Below are 16,965 nucleotides of genomic sequence, written 5' to 3'. Positions count from 1 at the left end.
CTTTTTTTGTCTGATAACATGAAGGAGCAATTAATAGTTATACATGTCTCATGAATCAAATCGTTTCAACTCCTGTTGCAAAGAAGTATATCTTGAATAACGCTTCTTTAATATTTGAACGATCGTATAAAAATCCTTCAGTTCATTTTTCTCTTTGCATAAATTTTGCAGTTCGGTTAGAAAGGTAGAAGCTTTTTCATAATGATTTTTTGTTTTTTTCTCTATGAGTCGTTCGATAAATTGAATCATCACTTTCTTTGCACTTGGCGCACTTTCAGTTTTGAGCATTTGTAATAATTGCTCACCTTCTATCCCGATTTTTAAAGGATCTTTCACTCTTAATAAGAAAAAGTGTACACCTTTGTCTACTTCTTTATGGTAACAAAGAAGCTGCATGTAAACACGTTGAGATGCATCATCGTGCAATTGTCTTGTTTTTAGTAATTGTAGTGCTTGAGACCTTAAGTCGTTGATAAGCTCCTCGTTATTCATGCTTTCATATAAGTCGACGTATTTCTTCAAATGTGGGCGTGAAATCCAAGTATAAAGCCAGTGGTCCAATTGATCTTTTGTTTGAAGTTGCTGAAAACTTTTAAGATTTTGGTGAAAAATGTAAGGAGAAAATTGCTCAACAAATCGTTTGTCTTCGGTATATAATGCTAACCATTCTGAATATATATGTTCAAAAGGTAGTTCACTTACATTCATTTGTTCACGGATGTAATTCTCGAGCTTCTTTTTTTTAAACGAGTAGGTTCCCATGTTAATCATTTGTTGGCGTACTTGAGTAAAACTATGGAGAAGAAAAATTGAAAAAAGAATCGATGACTCGTTATCATCTAGCCCGATTTGTTTTCCCCATGATTTGCTTTCACACCAAGATTGAAATGTGTATAGGCCACTTGTTTGAAAAGATAGGGCTTGAGCTAGTTCAGACCAAGCATGATGGAATGTCTCTTGTAATCTTTTTCTAAGTTTTAATGGAGAATGGTCATTCACGAAGCTCACCTTCAATCGTAATGTTCTATGACTATTTTAATTGTAACGAAGGAAATGGACAACCGGGAGAAAAAATCAGAATATATAGAAAAATCTCTTCTTTTTTTGCTTTATTATCATACGATAAATATAAAAACAATTGGAAGGAGCGTGGTTATGAAGGAAAGTTGTTTTCAGGCTGAGTTTCAAGATTTGTTTATAGAGCTTCCTAGACCAGTACTGAAGTCCTTTATTCATAAATTGCTCCAGGCCCATTTTCGAATTACGTGGCGTCATGATAATGAGAATGTAGAGTTAATTGTTCGTTCACAAGAAGGGCAAGTGATGATTCCGATTAAAAGGCCAAGTGATCAAGTGACCGTCATTCAATTGAAAGAGTTGAATATTTGGATGGAAGACCTGGCGATTATTTTAGAAGAGCTTATCACCGAAACAAAAGGAAGAGCGATTGTAAAAACGGCGACAGACGGGTGGATTTATGTCAGTTGTTTTGATAATGGAAAAATAGTTTCTGTTATGAAAATTGGTGGAGGTGAAAAAGCTGATATGGCCTCATATCGAACCATTAAAAAGAAGAACATGGCGATTAATGAAATTGATCCTGACGTGAAAGCTAGCATGATCAAGCTTGAGATTGATTATAGTTTAATGGAACTGGCTGATGCATTAAATGAAAAGGACAATGAAGCGGCGGAGAAAATTAAAGAAAAATTACAAGAACTATGTTATGAAAGAGAAAGGTTAAAAAAGAGATATGGATCGTAAATAATGAGGATGCCACGAAAAGCTAAAGCTTAATGTGGCATCCTTCTTATTATAGTCTTTTAATCCCAAGGCTCTGCCTGTGGAACGTATGATCGCACTTGTCCCTCGGGGTGAAAGCGTCCACAAGTAAAGAATTCGAGTAATTATCTTTACGAAGCAAAAATTCCAGAGTCATTAGAAATCGTTAGAAATGATTTATTTCATCACAGATTCAGGTAATATTTCGTGTAAATTGTTATGTTTGTATGTCCGATTAGCAAGGTGGGGCATAATAACTTAAAACATGGTAAATACAATCGAAAAGTTTTATTGAGTCGAGGAAAGAGCAGAAACGACATGTGTATACACCATATATAAGAGGAAGATAATAAAAAACGTTTGCGAAAGTATCATGTTTGTTTATTTTCTGATTTCATGCATGTTATGATAAGAACATCTACATAAAGGAGGAATGTGACATGGCAATTGAAGTTAGAGGAGAACCGACTCCAAACCCAAACGCAATGAAATTCACAGCAAATCAAGTATTATTTGAAGGATCAGGCAGTGCATCATTTAAAAAAGGTGAAGAAACAGATCACGCTTTAGCAAAAGAATTATTAGCACTTGAAGGTGTTGATAACATCTTCGGTTTCCAAGACTTTGTAACAGTAAATAAAGAAATGGATGCAGATTGGGATTCGCTATTACCAAAAATCGAAGAAGCATTTAACAAAGTTTATAACTAAAGAGAACGAAGAGCTTTTATGCTCTTCGTTTTTTTATGCCGCTAATGGTATTTATTCCCATGTGACAGGAGCCTGGGAATAAATGGTGATACGTGTTTGGCGTTATTGTGATCGTGACAATGTTGTGAACTGTTCGATAATGTGATGAAAATCACCGCATTACTTGGTACTCTTTTTATATGATATAGGTAAAGATTGAGAGGGGGAGTACGAGTATGACACAGTTTGCAGGATGTATGGGACATGGTTTCTCGAAGCCTGAATCGTACTGTGAGGCGATTCAGCAACTTTTAGATGAACACCCGCCGTTACGGGAGCAAATGAAACAGTTTTATGACACAGCATCTGAAATTGCATATGATCCAGAACAAGAAGAGGTTGAGCAAAAGATGCAAGTATTACATGAACAAATGACTACGTTTCATAACAATATTGAACCACACTCACAAAAAGAAGAGGAACATTTATTTGAAATGATGGTCAAACATATTGGTAGGCAAGGCGGACCAATTGCTGTGATGGAGCAAGAGCATGACTTAGCAAAAGAAAATATTGCACAATTCTTTAATAAATATCCAAAAGCAGATTTATCAAATGTAAATAATATTCGTGAGCTGACCCACCACGTTGCTGTCGTCTTTCATACTTTGACTGATCACTTTATGAAAGAGGAAGAGATTCTATTTCCAATGGCAGAAACGATGATGTCTGCAGAAGAAAAAGAAGCACTACTAAAAAAATATGATGAATTAGAATTAGCTTAATTGCTTTATATTTTAGCTGGGACTGTCCTATAAGGGGGGTCCCATTTTTGTTTTATTCTAAAATGTAGGCACTTTGAATGGAATCAAGGTTCGATGATAAGGCAACTGAGCGTCGCAAGTCTTGTGTACATGATAATGAGCTTTGACCGCCATTTCAAACAAGAAGACAGTTAATATGAAAACATATTTAAATAGCTGATTAGAACTTCTATTTTACACTTTAATCGTTTAAAATAGTTAAGTCTTGACATATAGCAGGGGTAGAGGAGTAAAATAATATAAAATTTTCAAATTCCTACAGATTGGGGTCTTTAGAATGGGAACTGTTACTAATACATATGAAGGCGTACGCGAATCGCCTTTAAGAAAGGGCATATATGATGGTTTGCCTATTGCTGTTGGTTATATGCCGGTTGCCCTGACGTTCGGTTTAATTTCAGGTGCGACTGGTTTAACAGTATTTGAATCCGTATTAATGAGTATGGTGGTTTTTGCAGGGGCAGCTCAATATATGGCTCTTTCAATGATAGCATTAGGGTCAGGTGCTATAGAGATTGTATTAGCAACCTTTATTGTAAATTTCCGTCACTTATTGATGAGTGCTTCTATTCATGAAAGAGCAGAAAAGTCTTCAAAAAAAATGAGAGCTTTATACGCGTTTGGACTAACGGACGAAGTGTTCGCGGTTGCTTCTACGAATGATCCGCCTGTACGTTCGACATACATATTAGGAACTGCTGCAGTTGCATATTCGAGCTGGGTCTCTTTTACGGCTATCGGCTATTTTGCTGGGGGATTTTTGCCACATATTTTACAAGAGAGTATGGCGATTGCTTTATATGCTCTTTTTGTTGCACTACTCGTACCAGCAATTAAAAAAGAAGGAAAAGTAGTAATCTCACTAGCCATTTTAGGTGGGATATTTCACTCCATTTTTCACCTGTGGATGTCAACTGGTTGGGCAATTATGTTTGCTACGATCGTAGCTGTTGTTTCTTATGAAGTGATCGAGCGCTTGTTCATGAAAGGGGTCAAACAAGAATGAATATGACGATAGTTTTAATGATTATTGGGATGGGGATTGTGACGTATATCCCAAGGATGATGCCCTTAGTAATGCTTCAAACTGAATCGTGGCCGACTTGGTCTAAAAGGATGCTGTCACGTGTTCCTTATGCCGTATTAGGTGCTTTAATCTTCCCAGGGATATTAACATTTCACGAAAACATTTGGTTTGCAATGACAGGTGCATTAATGGCTATAATCCTTGCATATGTAGGAGCACCGTTAATTCTAGTTGTTGGTGGGGCAATTGGGGGATTAGCAGTAGTAACGTATTTATTTTAATAATGAAGGCTGTCTTAATAAAGTAAATGTACTTTTAAAGACAGCCTTTTCGTTTTACACTATAAGAATGTATAAAATTTTAACTAAGAAGCAATTTCGGCGTAGTGAAAATTTTTATGTGTATAGTTATGTTCACCGGCTAAATACCCTACATCCTGTCGGAACGCCGGTGTTAGCACGTCCTGTACGTTACAACTACGCCTTTGTCTACGCCTTAAAGGCTCGCCAATCGGCGAGTTTTCTTTATAGAATTAGAATTTATTAATAGTATGATACATATCAGTGCTTCTTTATAATTGCAAATTCGGCTTTGAAATATTATCATCCAAGTTTTGTTTAAAGTTGGCGTCCATAACGTTTCGAAACGATGTCATAAAAACCTAATGAATTATATAATTTCTTAGTCGCAGCATTGTTTATTCCTGTTTCAAGCTCAATACCTTTGAAGTTTTTCTGCTCTGCCCAGTAAAGAACTTTTAAAAGTAGCTTCCTGGCTATTCCTTGCCTGCGATAATCTTTTTTTACATATAAATCATTAAGCCATATGTAAGGACCTCCTTTGTCTAAACCTATGCCTGTGTTTAAAAAAGCACAGCCGATAACTTCATCATTTTTCTCCGCAATAAAAATTTCAGCACCGGAATGCTCAGTTAAAGCAAGGTCAATCGTCTTTAATATATCTTCCTCTGTCATACCACTACTTAACGCATCCATCTGTTCCATCATGAGTGAAGTAATATTTGTTCTCATTTCTGGTGATGCGTTTTTTTCTACTTTATAAATGTGCATTACAATCCTCCTTTAAAAAAGTACATTTATATCAATGCAAATCATTCATTCACGAGTGTTAGCAATATGAATTTTAACATGGTTAATGAAGAAGTTCGATAAAAAAATGAAAAATGCCTCTATATTAAATGTCTTATAATAAAAGAAGTAAAAAAAGACCAAAAGCTATAAAAAGCTTTTGGTCGGTCGTATATATTTTGCTTAAATAAGGGCTCTTTTTTATTGTAGATTTTTATATAAAATGAAGTCATCCTAAAAATCTTCAGTCATGAACTCTTCAGAGGTTTCGTAAAACGTGTCCTGCAATTCCATCAATTGTGCTCGTTCAGCGTTGGAGGAATCTGCGAAAGCTTGTGATAATGCTTGCTTCGCACGTCTAACTTTCTCCGTTGCTTCAGCCTGCGCTTGAGGAGTATGAGCAGCTTTCATCGCTTCATTCGCTTCTTCTACTGCTTGATATGCTCTCTGAAAAATTTGATTTCCCATTATGATCGCTTCCCTTTCTTATTATTTTTTGTTTCGGCTAATGAGTGTACGTCGTCCCACCGCTCATGGTTAGGTACATCATCAGCATCCCCACTTTGTTTAATAAATCGCTTTCCACGTGAACGTTTCGTCAATGGAAAACCTCCTCTCATCGTTGTTCAACTATAGGTTGCTCGAAATAAGTAGAAAAAATGAACAAAAATTGGTCAATTTATGATCACATAAGAAAGGGGCAACGTGCACGCTTGTAGTCTAGATAATATCGAGGGAAATGTAATAAATTCTAATCTGACAAAAAAAGGATGACTCATTAGTGCCTGGCACTTATGAGTCATCCTTTTTGTCATTAAATTTTCACTTTTACTGAGTAGTTCCCTACAGATTTGAAGTATACTAATTAGTTGGTAGATGTAATGTTATAATTGAAGGTTGAAACGATGTTGTAAAAAGTGAGCAATCCCATCCTCTTCATTAGTAACAGTTACTTCATTTGCTATGGATTTTAATTCGTTAATCGCATTCCCCATGGCAACGCCACATCCAGCATAATCGATCATCTCTAGATCATTATCTTCATCACCGAAGGCAATAATTCGCTCTTGGGGAATTTGGTAGTAATCAGAGATTTCTTTAAGACCGACTGCTTTACTTAATCCAGACTTTACGATTTCAATGACATGCCATGGTGCCCCCCATGAACGTTGGTCTATGACTTCAGCATGAGCATCCTTTAATAATGCTCTAAGCTGTTGTTCATGATTTTCATCTGGGTGTATGAGAATGGAAGTTGGATCTTCTGTAAGAAGCTGCTGTAAATTGCCATAATCAACAGGAGATTGACCGAGTGTAAAGGCATCTGCAAAGCCTTTATTTAAATAACGCAAGTAATAATCATCCATAATTTCGACCATAATATTTTTGACTTGGAAGGATTCGCACGTTTCTATAACTGTTTTAGCAATCTTTTTATCAAGTGGCGAGTGAATAGGTCGAAAGGCTTTTTCATTTTTAGGGTGATGAATAAAAGCGCCATTGAAATTTACCATTGGAGAATCTAGAAATAGTTCTTCATAGTAAGCTTTGCTTGCACGAAATGGCCTTCCAGTCGCAATGACAACTTTATGGCCAAGTTCTCTCAATTTAGCTAAAGCGGCTCTGTTTTTGAGTGAAATGTTTTTGTCGTCTGTTAGTAGTGTTCCGTCTAAATCAACGGCAATGATATGTGGCTGCATTTGATAACCTCCTATATTTTTGTAGTAAATCAATTTTCTAATGATGTTATCCATTCGTTACTAATTTTTTCTAAGCAAAAGAGTATGGTTTCCAATGCAATCATGTTATAAATATACTATAATTAGCTACGAGGTTGTTAAAATCCCATGAATTTTTTACAGTTATCGTATAAATGAAAGAAAAATAATTATGAAATATACATGAAGGAGGAAGGACGATGGAGCAATTTTTTTCCACGTTCTCTGCATGGACGATATGGACACCTGAATTAATTGTCGTACTAATGTTTTTGAGTGCTTTATACTTTATCATAATTGGACCTCTTAGACATAAGTTCCCGGATGCAGAACGAGTTTCAACAAGAAGGAAAGTGTACTTTCATCTTGGTCTAATTGCCGTTTACTTCGGCTTTGGTGGACCACTCTATGTGTTAGGTCATCTCATGTTAAGTATGCATATGTTATCGATGGCCATCGTTTACTTAATTGCACCACCACTGTTGCTATTAGGTATTCCATCTTGGTTCTTTAAAATTTTTACTAAGTTTAAAGTGATCCGAGGAATTTTCCTTGTTGTTGGTTATCCAATTTTAGGGCTTGTATTATTTAATGCAATGTTTTCTTTTTATCATATGCCAAATACATTTGACACTTTACTAACAAATGAAGGATGGCATAACCTTTATCAGCTAGGAATGTTATTTGCAGCAATCTTGATGTGGTGGCATTTAACTCCCCGCTTGGAAACGCGCTATGAACTCTCTGAATTAAAAAAAATAGGTTATATGTTTGCTAATGGTGTGTTAATTACGCCAGCTTGTGCATTAATCATTTTTGCAGGTTCACCTTTATATGCAACATATACAGACCCAAGTACATGGGCAGTGGCCATTAGTTATTGTTTACCTGCCGGAGCTGATATTCCATTTGAAATGTTCTCAGGGGAGCAAGCATTGACTCCATTAAGTCCTCTCCATGATCAACAGCTCGGTGGTGCTTTAATGAAGGTTATTCAAGAGCTTGTATACGGTGTCGCAATTGGATATGTATTTAAAGCATGGATGAATCGAGATAAGTCATCGCGTACAGAAGTAGAATTTAAATCATATGAAATGGTACAACCTAATTCACAATAAAGATAGAGAATGATAGGGGAGAAACTTTTTATGAACTTTTTGAAGTTATCATTTGTTTTACTGGCTATGGTTGTTGTATCTGGATGTAGTTTTCTATACCAGGCCCCTCAACCTCCTGAATCTGATGCGATTATCGATGTAACACAATCAGATGAAGAATTTCACATTGCTGATTTTGAAGCAGTCAATCAATCTGGGGTAGAAATTAGTAAAAAAGATATGCTAGGAGAATGGTGGCTAGCAAAAACAATTTTCACACGATGCCCGACCGTTTGTATGACGATGACGCCAAATATGGTTGATTTACAAGGAGAAATTCTTGAAAGGGATTTAGATATTCGTATCGTTTCATTTACAGTGGACCCTGAATTTGATACACCAGAACGACTAGAAGATTACGGAGAATCTTACGGTGCAAGTTTTGATAATTGGGACTTTGTCACTGGCTATTCTCAAGAACATATTAAAGAGTTCTCCCTAGAATCCTTTAGAGTTCCCGTTGTACCTGGGGATAATGATATCGGACACCCTACTCGTTTCTATTTAATAAATCCAGAAGGGGAAATTGTCCGTTTTTACAGCGGAGAAAGTCGCTTTGACTTAGACGCTATTAGTAAAGACTTAGAATTCTTACTATCAAACGAATAATAAGATCTATAAACGCTGGTTCATCTCTGAATCAGCGTTTCTTTTCATGTCATTTTATATGAATCAATTTCATAATTCCGTTTTTTGCGCAATGAAACGAATGATATTATAAATTTATCATTAAATATACGTTTTATTTTGAAGTGAAGTTCACGCTCATCATTCGGAATTTGGCATCATATTTTGAGTCATGAAATTAATTCATATATGTATTTCCTGTCTAATAATTTGAATGGGAGCGTTTTTTAGAGTGATAATTGTCACAGTGTGAATGGCATTAAGTACAGTAAAATATTACATAAGAGAAGGCTTAGCATTTAATATAAGAGAAATAGTTTGTTAAACTATCGTTATATATAGATTAGAGAGGTGTGAACGTCATGTTTGAAGAGCGAACAGCGATTTACGTAAATGATGCCATTAATGAAGTAATGAAATATAAAAAACATGGGGATATTGAATACGTTGACATTGAAAACTGCGATGGACGGTACCTGGCAGAACCAATAAAAGCAGACCATAATATTCCTCCATTTGATCGGTCTCCTTTAGACGGATTCGCTGTAAGAAGTCAAGATACACAAGGCGCTAGCAAAGAGCACCCAGTTCGTTTAGAAGTAATTGAAACGGTTGGTGCTGGTGGGGTTGCGACTGAACCTGCTAAAGAAGGTCAAGCTGTGAGAGTGATGACAGGAACGATTATGCCTGAAGGGTGTGATGCAATCGTTATGTTTGAACTTGCACACGAAGTGATGGAAAACGATAAAACATACATCGATATCAAACGTCCGTTTCAATCAGGGGATTTCGTGTCTTTTGAGGGAGAAGAGACGAAAAAAGGTGAGGATCTAATAAAGCCAGGAACAAAAATTCATGCTGGAACGATTGCAGTCTTATCAACCTTTGGTTATAAACGAGTACCCGTTGTCAAAAAGCCAGTTGTTGGTATTTATGCAACTGGAACAGAATTACTAGATGTTGATGAACCTCTACAACCTGGGAAAATCCGTAATAGTAATTCATATATGATCTCTTCTCAAGTGAGGCAGGCTGGAGGAGATGCACGATACTTCGGTAAATTAATCGATGACTTTGATGAATGTTATAAAGCAGTAAAAGAGTCACTTGAGGAGGTAGATATTTTGATTACTACCGGCGGTGTCTCTGTTGGGGATTTTGATTATCTACCTGAGATTTATCAAAAACTAGGAGCAAACGTACTTTTTAATAAAATTCAAATGCGCCCAGGAAGTGTAACGACTGTTGCTGAAAAAGATGGAAAACTTCTCTTTGGCCTATCAGGTAATCCATCGGCATGTTTTGTCGGTTTCGAACTATATACAAGACCCTGGATTAAGTACTACCTATGTTCTGCCAAGCCTCATGTGGAAACAGTGAAGGGTGAATTAAATAAAGATTTTCCAAAACCAAATCCGTTCACTCGGTTTATCCGGAGCAAACTGTCATTTGCTGAAGGGAAGGTCTTTGCGACACCTGTTGGAATGGATAAATCGCAAGTCGTGACATCATTAGCACACTCTGATTGTTTAGTCGCAGTACCAGGTGGAACACGAGGGTACCATGCTGGTGATGAGGTTGATATTCTTTTATTAACATCTGAAGGTAGTGATAAACCTTTTATGGATGAGAAGAAAAGAAGGAATTTAAACGAATGACAAAATCAATTCCAATTTTTCAAATCGTAGGTTTTTCTAACAGTGGAAAAACGACATTAATGAAAAATTTAATTATGAAAGTACGTGAATACAGTCTCACAGTTGCGACAATTAAACATCATGGTCATGATTCGAAATTAAAAGCATTAGATGAAGCGACTGATTCTGGAAAGCATCGCGAATCAGGTGCAACTGCTTCACTTGTCGCAAGTGAAGACGAGCTTCAACTTCATATACAAGGACAAACATATTCTCTTGATGATTTGATTGCTTTTTACGATAAAGTTTCTTTAGATATTTTACTAGTGGAAGGATTTAAGAGAGAGAAGTATGAAAAGATTGTATTACTTCGTGATAAAAACGATGAACATTTACTGGATAATTGTGTGAATGTTAAAGCGATTATATGCTGGGAAGAAGTGCATAAGTCTAGTGTTAAGAAGAGAAGTTCTTTGCCGGTTTTTCACATATCGGAAAAAGGTCGCTACTTAACATATATTTTAAAGTTGTTACTTGGCTAGGGGGAATGGAAATGGGAAATGAAAAGTTTTTTCTTATTACTAATGAGGAAATTGTCATTCAAGAAGTCGTTGATAAAGTTGTAGACCGAAATGCGGGAGCAATTAATACGTTTATAGGGACAGTTAGAGAGATGACAAAAGATAAGCGTACAATGTATTTGAAGTATGATGCTTACGTTCCGATGGCAGAAAAAAAGCTTGCACAAATAGGGGATGAAATTCAAAGGGACTACCCTGATGCAAAAGTGGCGATTTCTCATCGGATCGGTGAGTTAAATATTTCCGATATTGCAGTTGTTATTGCTGTGTCGACACCACATAGAGCAGACTCTTTTGCAGCTAGTCGTTATGCAATTGAACGTATTAAAGAAATTGTCCCAATTTGGAAAAAAGAACATTGGGAAGACGGTGAAGAATGGATTGGCGACCAGCTTGAGAAAAAGTCATATCCAGAAGGTAGTCCAAGTGAGGAGGATCTAAAATGATTCGCATTTTATTGTTTGCTGAATTAGAAGAAATTGTTGGTCAACGTGAAATAACGATTGAGAAAAGTGAGATGAAAATAGCTGACATTCGTAATCATTTATTAGAAAATAATGAAGGGTTAAATGGAATCAAACACGCAATGGCAGCAGTGAATGAAGAATTTGCAGATAATGAGACAACGGTTAAAGATGGCGACGTTGTTGCATTTATTCCTCCTGTAAGTGGGGGTTAATATAATGACTGCGTATTAAGTAGTTCCGTTTTCGAGGTGAAAAACAATAAAAACAATAGAAAAGGTAACACGTTTAACATTAAGTTTTACATGTTGCCTTTTTATTTTAGTTTTTATTAAGATAAGCACTCGATTTCGATTACAGGCACACGCTTTCACCTCTAGACGCAAGTGCGACATCCATTCAAGCTTCACTTCTTCGAATAATATATTCAATACGAATACAGTTTTGTTTCATCATAAATTTTTTCTTTATAAAATGGAATCAATTTTATAACTCAAAATATGATGCGAAATTCCGAATGATGAGTGTGAACTTCACTTCAGACGGACGCTTTCCCGAGGGCTTGTCTTCAGCTAACTTAGGCTCAACAACTTTTCGCCTAAGTGGATCTTCAGACTGCGCTGATCCTCCGGGAGTCGCCGTCTTTTGTTACGTTCACTTCTAAACAAAACTTGGCTTTTCGTTAAAGAGATTCTTAGTACTCTTCACCTGCGACGAGTAACCGCAGGAGCAACGAGCATTTGCTTCTCCGAATATTCTTCGAGCTGCCTCGACGCATCATCTTCCAAGAAGTGCTTGAAGAGGAAGAGGCACGTAGTCTGCGACGAGTAACCGCAGGAGCAACGAGCATTTGCTTCTCCGAATATTCTTCGAGCTGCCTCGACGCATCATCTTCCAAGAAGTGCTTGAAGAGGAAGAGGCACGTAGTCTGCGACGAGTAACCGCAGGAGCAACGAGCATTTGCTTCTCCGAATATTCTTCGAGCTGCCTCGACGCATCATCTTCCAAGAAGTGCTTGAAGAGGAAGAGGCACGTAGTCTGCGACGAGTAACCGCAGGAGCAACGAGCATTTGCTTCTCCGAATATTCTTCGAGCTGCCTCGACGCATCATCTTCCAAGAAGTGCTTGAAGAGGAAGAGGCACGTAGTCTGCGACGAGTAACCGCAGGAGCAACGAGCATTTGCTTCTCCGAATATTCTTCGAGCTGCCTCGACGCATCATCTTCCAAGAAGTGCTTGAAGAGGAAGAGGCACGTAGTCTGCGACGAGTAACCGCAGGAGCAACGAGCATTTGCTTCTCCGAATATTCTTCGAGCTGTCTCGACGCATCATCTTCCAAGAAGTGCTTGAAGAGGAAGAGGCACGTAGTCTGCGACGAGTAACCGCAGGAGCAAGCGAAGTGTGCTTACTTAGAAGCTCTTAAGCTTTAGTGCAAGTCTTTATAATGAACTTCGGCTAATTTCGATCACGTCCTGTGATCAACGCCGAATGTTTTTAACTGTATAAAATTGGCAAGCAGCCGGTTAAACTAGCAATGGAATACGGATGTAGTAGCTTTAAAATGAAAACTGTTATAAAAGATGTTTTCTTTAGGTTCAAATGAACAAGATTAGATGCTCGAAGCAGTAGAAATACACGTAGACTCCGGCGGGAACAGCGCGAGCAGAAGATCCACTTTGGAAAGAAATGAGTTTTCTTTCCAAAGTTAGCTGAAGCCGTGCCCGCGGAATGCGAAGTGTATTTCAACTGCGTCTCAACAAAAATAAAGGAGATAATTCAGGCGCGAATTACCTCCAAAAATGAGTTGTTATTTTCAGTTTCTCCCTTTAAACGGAACTACTTAGATTCGTAGTCGTCACTTTTTTGTACTTTATTATTAAATTAAGTTGTTTACCAATCATTATATGTCACAAAATGTTCAAGATATTTAGTCATAGAGCGGGGTATTTGTGACCAATTTCACAGAATTGATGTTTTGAATGAAGTAGAATGAACTTAGAACGAAGCGAAAGGGAATAATATTTATCTTTCGCGGTTCATAGCTTTTTTTCCTTAGAAAAAGAACCCAGCCATGAAGAATCATGGAATTTTGTTCATGATGCCCCCAATCATACATGAACAAAGTATTGGTGCGAAAACCAAAAAAACTCAGGTGCTATTCACCTGAGTTTTTTTGGTATTACATAATGATATGAATAATTAGTAAAATGATAAAACTAATAGCAGTGTATTGATGAGATCGTCTTCTTTTGCCCGTTGCTTTTTTATGTCGAATCCAGCCTGATGTTAGTAATACTATAAACGCGATTGTAGTTAACATTCCACTTATATAAGAACTATTCCATTCTGCTCTTATTGATAGGGCAAAGTATAAATGACTCACTACTAGAATAAAACTAACGATTGCAAAAGGTCTATGAAGTTTCATTAACTTTCTACCTGTTAACCCTAGTCTCTTACGTAATATTCGATTTTTTGTATGTTTAATCCATATGAAAAGAAAAAGCATACTGAAATTTATAGTAACAAAAAGAAATGCTACCCAACCTGTTAAAGTTATTAAATAATATTCCATTCCAACCCCTCATTTCATCATAAAGAAGTTAAAAATGTTGCTCACTTTTATTTTAACAAATGAAAAGTCTGAACAAGATGAGCTAAATCACTCTTTATACATTCGGTCTGATAAAGTTTGATATTGGTTTTCTTTGGTTAAAAGACGAAACTTTCACCAATAGCGAACCTTCTCGGGTGCTTATGAATTAGTAGCGGGGTATCAAAGTAATTATTTATATTATCAAAGTATGTGATGTATTTAACATTATTACGAAGTGATTTTTGCTAATGTATACGTAAGATCCTACGAATAGGTTAGAACAGAGTAGGTAGGGTATCTATCTGGGAGGGGAAGAAATGATTGAATGTGAAGTAACGAAAGTTGGTGAAGATGATTCAATTCTTGTTGTCGGAGGAACACGACATCATATCGGTGCTGTGGTTATTGCAACATGGGAGGACCATTATGTAAAGGTCGTTAGTCATGGTTTACCTCACCATAAAGAAGAAGAACTTTTTATTGAACTGGCAAAAGTTTGGTGTGAAACATTTAAACGAACGACTATGATTACAGGTGGCATTCATATAGATCACGCGACAAAAGAGGAAATAAAAATGCTAGTCGATGAAACTTGGAGAAAGTTTTTCATTTTAATGTCTGATCAAAAGATCCAATCTATAAGTAATTTATAACCCTTCTCATACTTATTTTCATAAGGTTTAATATTTCTCTTCAGCTAGCTAGTTTGATACAATGCATACATGGTCTTATGTTAGTTTTAATTCCTTCAATATAGGTAAAAACTACAACAAAGATAATCATTAGTTGGAGGGTTTTCATTGAAGATAACCGTATCAGATAAAGCAGCAGAGTGGTTCAAAGAAGAATTGCAATTATCATCAGGAGACGACGTTCAATTTTTTGTGCGTTACGGCGGATGTGGTAATTTCCAAACGGGTTTTTCTTTAGGAGTAACGGAAAAAGCACCGGAAGAACCAGCTGCCTCATTTGAAAAATATGGAGTAAATTATTACGTTGAAAAAAAAGATGAATGGTATTTTGATGGAAAAGACTTTTCTGTAAATTATAATGAAGATACTGAAGAAATTGAATACAAACACGATGATAATACGAAATAAATTCATCTACTAATAAAAGGATCTGAGTGATGAGCTCAGGTCTTTTTTTACACATTAAGAATTAATAAAATTTTAGCTGAGAAGTAGCTCGACGTAGAGAAAATTTTAAAGAATTAAGTATAAGTTCAACTAACGCCTCTGTCTTCGTCCAAAACTCGCCAATCGGCGAGTTTTCTTTATGCGCTTTGGAGAAAAGCTGTATACTCTTGCGCCACGTCGCTTCAATTGATGATCGTATTTAGCTTGTTCCTTTACTTTTTTCAGAGTTAACAATATCGCCATAAAGTTTATAAAGCCAATCATGACAGTTTTGTGAACTGAAAAAATAGAACAAAACATTGATATATCAACGTTTTTAAAATTAGCGTCACATAGCTGTCACAAAATAAGGACTCGGTGTGACGAAAATCACACTTTTGGTGTGAGCAATCACACAGTTGGTGTTTCTGCACTTTTTTACAATGAACTTAATAAAATAAACATTCATGAATGAAAAGCAGTTTTTCAGGATGATTTTAAGGAGGTCATAAAGGATGGGGAATTTAGAAAAATCCTTTTATTCAAAAGCAAGCATGTATTCATTTCTTGTCGTACTTGCATTATTTTTCCTCATGTTAATTGGGTCGGGTAGTTTCGTTAAAGTAGATTTAATGTTCGTATACATTGTAGCGTCATTTATTTTCTTTATCGGAATCACGGTAAGGTTAACCGCTTGGCTCATGAGACCAGCAACAGCTGAAGTTATGAAACGAACGATTCAAAACATGAAATCAAAAGATCGACAAAAACGAAATATCAAGTCAATGGTAATTACAGCAATTGAAAACATCTTTTTACAAAAGTTCATTTTTAAAAGAGGAATTTACCGAGGAATTCAACACTGGTTAATTGCTTGGGGTTGTATAGGATCACTAGGAATTACATTCGGCCTTGTTTTCGGATGGGTATACTTTAAACTTGTTGATCCTACAACGTATCAAATCGTTGTCTTTAACATTCCAACAATCACATTACAAGCGAATGGTTGGTTTGCACAAATCGTTTATAACGGGTTAAATATCACATCCATTATGCTACTAATTGGTTTAATTATGGCGATTGCACGACGGATTAATAACCACGATACGAAAGTGACAGAAAGAGCAGAATTTGACTTGTTTCCACTGTACGTACTACTTGCAGTTACAGTAACAGGGTTACTACTTACATTATCCTATAAATTTTTAGGTGGCTGGATGCACAGTTATATGGCTTTAGTTCACCAATTTACAGTCGTTGTATTTCTCGTTTACTTCCCATTCGGAAAGCTGTTCCACTTACCGATTCGTCCGATGGCAGCATCTGTTCCGATGAACTACCAAGAAACGCCTGAAGTTGATACGAAAAGTTGCTACGGTTGTAACGAACTTTACTCAAATGATGACCAAATTACAGATGTTCAAGGAATTTTAGGAAAGCAAGCATTTGACTTTGAAACAGAAGAAGGGAAGCAGTTAAGCGATTACTGCCCAGCATGCCGAAGAAAGATTCGTGTCATGAGTCAGTTAAATATGAAATCTTCATTCGGTAAACATGAACCAGAACCAATTCAAACGAACAACGGTATTCACATGCCAGGGTTTGGGCGAAAGCGATCAGATGAATTTTACGAGGAAGCCGTAAAGGAGGAAAAATAA

General features: G+C 36.6%; 20 protein-coding genes. 14 read left to right on the top strand and 6 right to left on the bottom strand.

The window, feature by feature from the left end:
- Positions 1–48 precede the first annotated feature (48 nt).
- Positions 49–999 (bottom strand): hypothetical protein, encoded by a 951-nt coding sequence (locus LGQ02_RS14250; RefSeq protein ID WP_226515022.1) that lies wholly within the window; start codon positions 997–999, stop codon positions 49–51.
- Positions 1,000–1,155: 156 nt separating this feature from the next.
- On the opposite strand from LGQ02_RS14250, the gene LGQ02_RS14245 reads away from it, so the two are divergent.
- The 5 genes from LGQ02_RS14245 to LGQ02_RS14225 all read left to right on the top strand — a co-directional run bounded on the left by LGQ02_RS14245 (position 1,156) and on the right by LGQ02_RS14225 (position 4,603).
- Entirely contained in the window at positions 1,156–1,764 is a 609-nt protein-coding gene (locus LGQ02_RS14245) for a hypothetical protein (protein WP_226515021.1), read from the top strand.
- A 458-nt stretch (positions 1,765–2,222) separates the two neighbouring features.
- Positions 2,223–2,492, top strand: a complete 270-nt coding sequence (locus tag LGQ02_RS14240; RefSeq protein ID WP_226515020.1) for a NifU N-terminal domain-containing protein — start codon at positions 2,223–2,225, stop codon at positions 2,490–2,492.
- 215 nt (positions 2,493–2,707) lie between these two features.
- Positions 2,708–3,256 carry a hemerythrin domain-containing protein gene (locus tag LGQ02_RS14235; protein ID WP_226515019.1) on the top strand — a complete coding sequence of 183 codons (549 nt, stop codon included), beginning with the start codon at positions 2,708–2,710 and terminating at the stop codon, positions 3,254–3,256.
- A 316-nt stretch (positions 3,257–3,572) separates the two neighbouring features.
- Positions 3,573–4,301 carry an AzlC family ABC transporter permease gene (locus tag LGQ02_RS14230; RefSeq protein WP_226515018.1) on the top strand — a complete coding sequence of 243 codons (729 nt, stop codon included), beginning with the start codon at positions 3,573–3,575 and terminating at the stop codon, positions 4,299–4,301.
- Positions 4,298–4,603, top strand: a complete 306-nt coding sequence (locus tag LGQ02_RS14225) for an AzlD domain-containing protein (protein WP_226515017.1) — start codon at positions 4,298–4,300, stop codon at positions 4,601–4,603. The genes LGQ02_RS14230 and LGQ02_RS14225 overlap by 4 nt, the downstream gene beginning before the upstream one ends.
- Positions 4,604–4,939: 336 nt before the next feature.
- Here LGQ02_RS14225 and LGQ02_RS14220 read toward each other — a convergent pair whose 3' ends face one another.
- The 4 genes from LGQ02_RS14220 to LGQ02_RS14210 form a co-directional block, all read right to left on the bottom strand.
- Positions 4,940–5,392: a GNAT family N-acetyltransferase gene (locus LGQ02_RS14220; RefSeq protein WP_226515016.1), complete on the bottom strand. Its 453-nt coding sequence runs from the start codon at positions 5,390–5,392 to the stop codon at positions 4,940–4,942.
- Between the two features lie 252 nt (positions 5,393–5,644).
- Positions 5,645–5,878, bottom strand: a complete 234-nt coding sequence (locus LGQ02_RS14215; RefSeq protein WP_226515015.1) for a DUF3813 domain-containing protein — start codon at positions 5,876–5,878, stop codon at positions 5,645–5,647.
- Positions 5,878–6,012 carry a hypothetical protein gene (locus LGQ02_RS21335; RefSeq protein ID WP_264183984.1) on the bottom strand — a complete coding sequence of 45 codons (135 nt, stop codon included), beginning with the start codon at positions 6,010–6,012 and terminating at the stop codon, positions 5,878–5,880. The genes LGQ02_RS14215 and LGQ02_RS21335 overlap by 1 nt, the downstream gene beginning before the upstream one ends.
- Before the next feature lie 282 nt (positions 6,013–6,294).
- Positions 6,295–7,110, bottom strand: coding sequence for a Cof-type HAD-IIB family hydrolase (locus LGQ02_RS14210; RefSeq protein WP_226515014.1), 816 nt, complete (start codon positions 7,108–7,110; stop codon positions 6,295–6,297).
- Between the two features lie 218 nt (positions 7,111–7,328).
- Between LGQ02_RS14210 and ctaG the strand changes: the two genes are divergently transcribed.
- From ctaG to moaD, 6 genes are all read left to right on the top strand, one after another.
- Positions 7,329–8,246 (top strand): cytochrome c oxidase assembly factor CtaG, encoded by a 918-nt coding sequence (gene ctaG, locus LGQ02_RS14205; protein WP_226515013.1) that lies wholly within the window; start codon positions 7,329–7,331, stop codon positions 8,244–8,246.
- Positions 8,247–8,276: 30 nt separating this feature from the next.
- Positions 8,277–8,894 (top strand): SCO family protein, encoded by a 618-nt coding sequence (locus LGQ02_RS14200; RefSeq protein WP_226515012.1) that lies wholly within the window; start codon positions 8,277–8,279, stop codon positions 8,892–8,894.
- 380 nt (positions 8,895–9,274) lie between these two features.
- Positions 9,275–10,570 carry a molybdopterin molybdotransferase MoeA gene (locus LGQ02_RS14195; RefSeq protein WP_226515011.1) on the top strand — a complete coding sequence of 432 codons (1,296 nt, stop codon included), beginning with the start codon at positions 9,275–9,277 and terminating at the stop codon, positions 10,568–10,570.
- Complete coding sequence (gene mobB / locus LGQ02_RS14190) at positions 10,567–11,091, top strand: molybdopterin-guanine dinucleotide biosynthesis protein B (RefSeq protein ID WP_226515010.1); 525 nt, start codon at positions 10,567–10,569, stop codon at positions 11,089–11,091. The genes LGQ02_RS14195 and mobB overlap by 4 nt, the downstream gene beginning before the upstream one ends.
- Before the next feature lie 11 nt (positions 11,092–11,102).
- Positions 11,103–11,576 (top strand): molybdenum cofactor biosynthesis protein MoaE, encoded by a 474-nt coding sequence (locus LGQ02_RS14185; RefSeq protein ID WP_226515009.1) that lies wholly within the window; start codon positions 11,103–11,105, stop codon positions 11,574–11,576.
- Positions 11,573–11,809 carry a molybdopterin converting factor subunit 1 gene (gene moaD / locus LGQ02_RS14180; RefSeq protein WP_226515008.1) on the top strand — a complete coding sequence of 79 codons (237 nt, stop codon included), beginning with the start codon at positions 11,573–11,575 and terminating at the stop codon, positions 11,807–11,809. Before LGQ02_RS14185 ends, moaD begins: the two co-directional genes overlap by 4 nt.
- Positions 11,810–13,772: 1,963 nt before the next feature.
- Here the strand turns inward: moaD and LGQ02_RS14175 are convergent.
- A complete protein-coding gene (locus tag LGQ02_RS14175) occupies positions 13,773–14,021 on the bottom strand; it encodes a hypothetical protein (RefSeq protein WP_226515007.1) in 249 nt (82 codons plus the stop codon).
- Between the two features lie 485 nt (positions 14,022–14,506).
- Between LGQ02_RS14175 and lpdD the strand changes: the two genes are divergently transcribed.
- The 3 genes from lpdD to LGQ02_RS14160 all read left to right on the top strand — a co-directional run bounded on the left by lpdD (position 14,507) and on the right by LGQ02_RS14160 (position 16,965).
- Positions 14,507–14,842: a prenylated flavin chaperone LpdD gene (lpdD, locus tag LGQ02_RS14170; protein ID WP_226515006.1), complete on the top strand. Its 336-nt coding sequence runs from the start codon at positions 14,507–14,509 to the stop codon at positions 14,840–14,842.
- A gap of 147 nt (positions 14,843–14,989) precedes the next feature.
- Positions 14,990–15,289: a HesB/YadR/YfhF family protein gene (locus LGQ02_RS14165; RefSeq protein ID WP_226515005.1), complete on the top strand. Its 300-nt coding sequence runs from the start codon at positions 14,990–14,992 to the stop codon at positions 15,287–15,289.
- Between the two features lie 533 nt (positions 15,290–15,822).
- The gene (locus tag LGQ02_RS14160) at positions 15,823–16,965 is read left to right on the top strand and encodes an MFS transporter (RefSeq protein ID WP_226515004.1); all 1,143 of its coding nucleotides are present in this window, start codon (positions 15,823–15,825) and stop codon (positions 16,963–16,965) included.

The sequence above is a fragment of the Bacillus shivajii genome, assembly GCF_020519665.1.
In the GTDB taxonomy this organism is placed as follows: Bacteria; Bacillota; Bacilli; order Bacillales; family Salisediminibacteriaceae; genus Bacillus_CA; species Bacillus_CA shivajii.
Note: the sequence above shows the minus strand (reverse complement) of the source record. Positions and strands in the feature narration are given on the sequence as shown.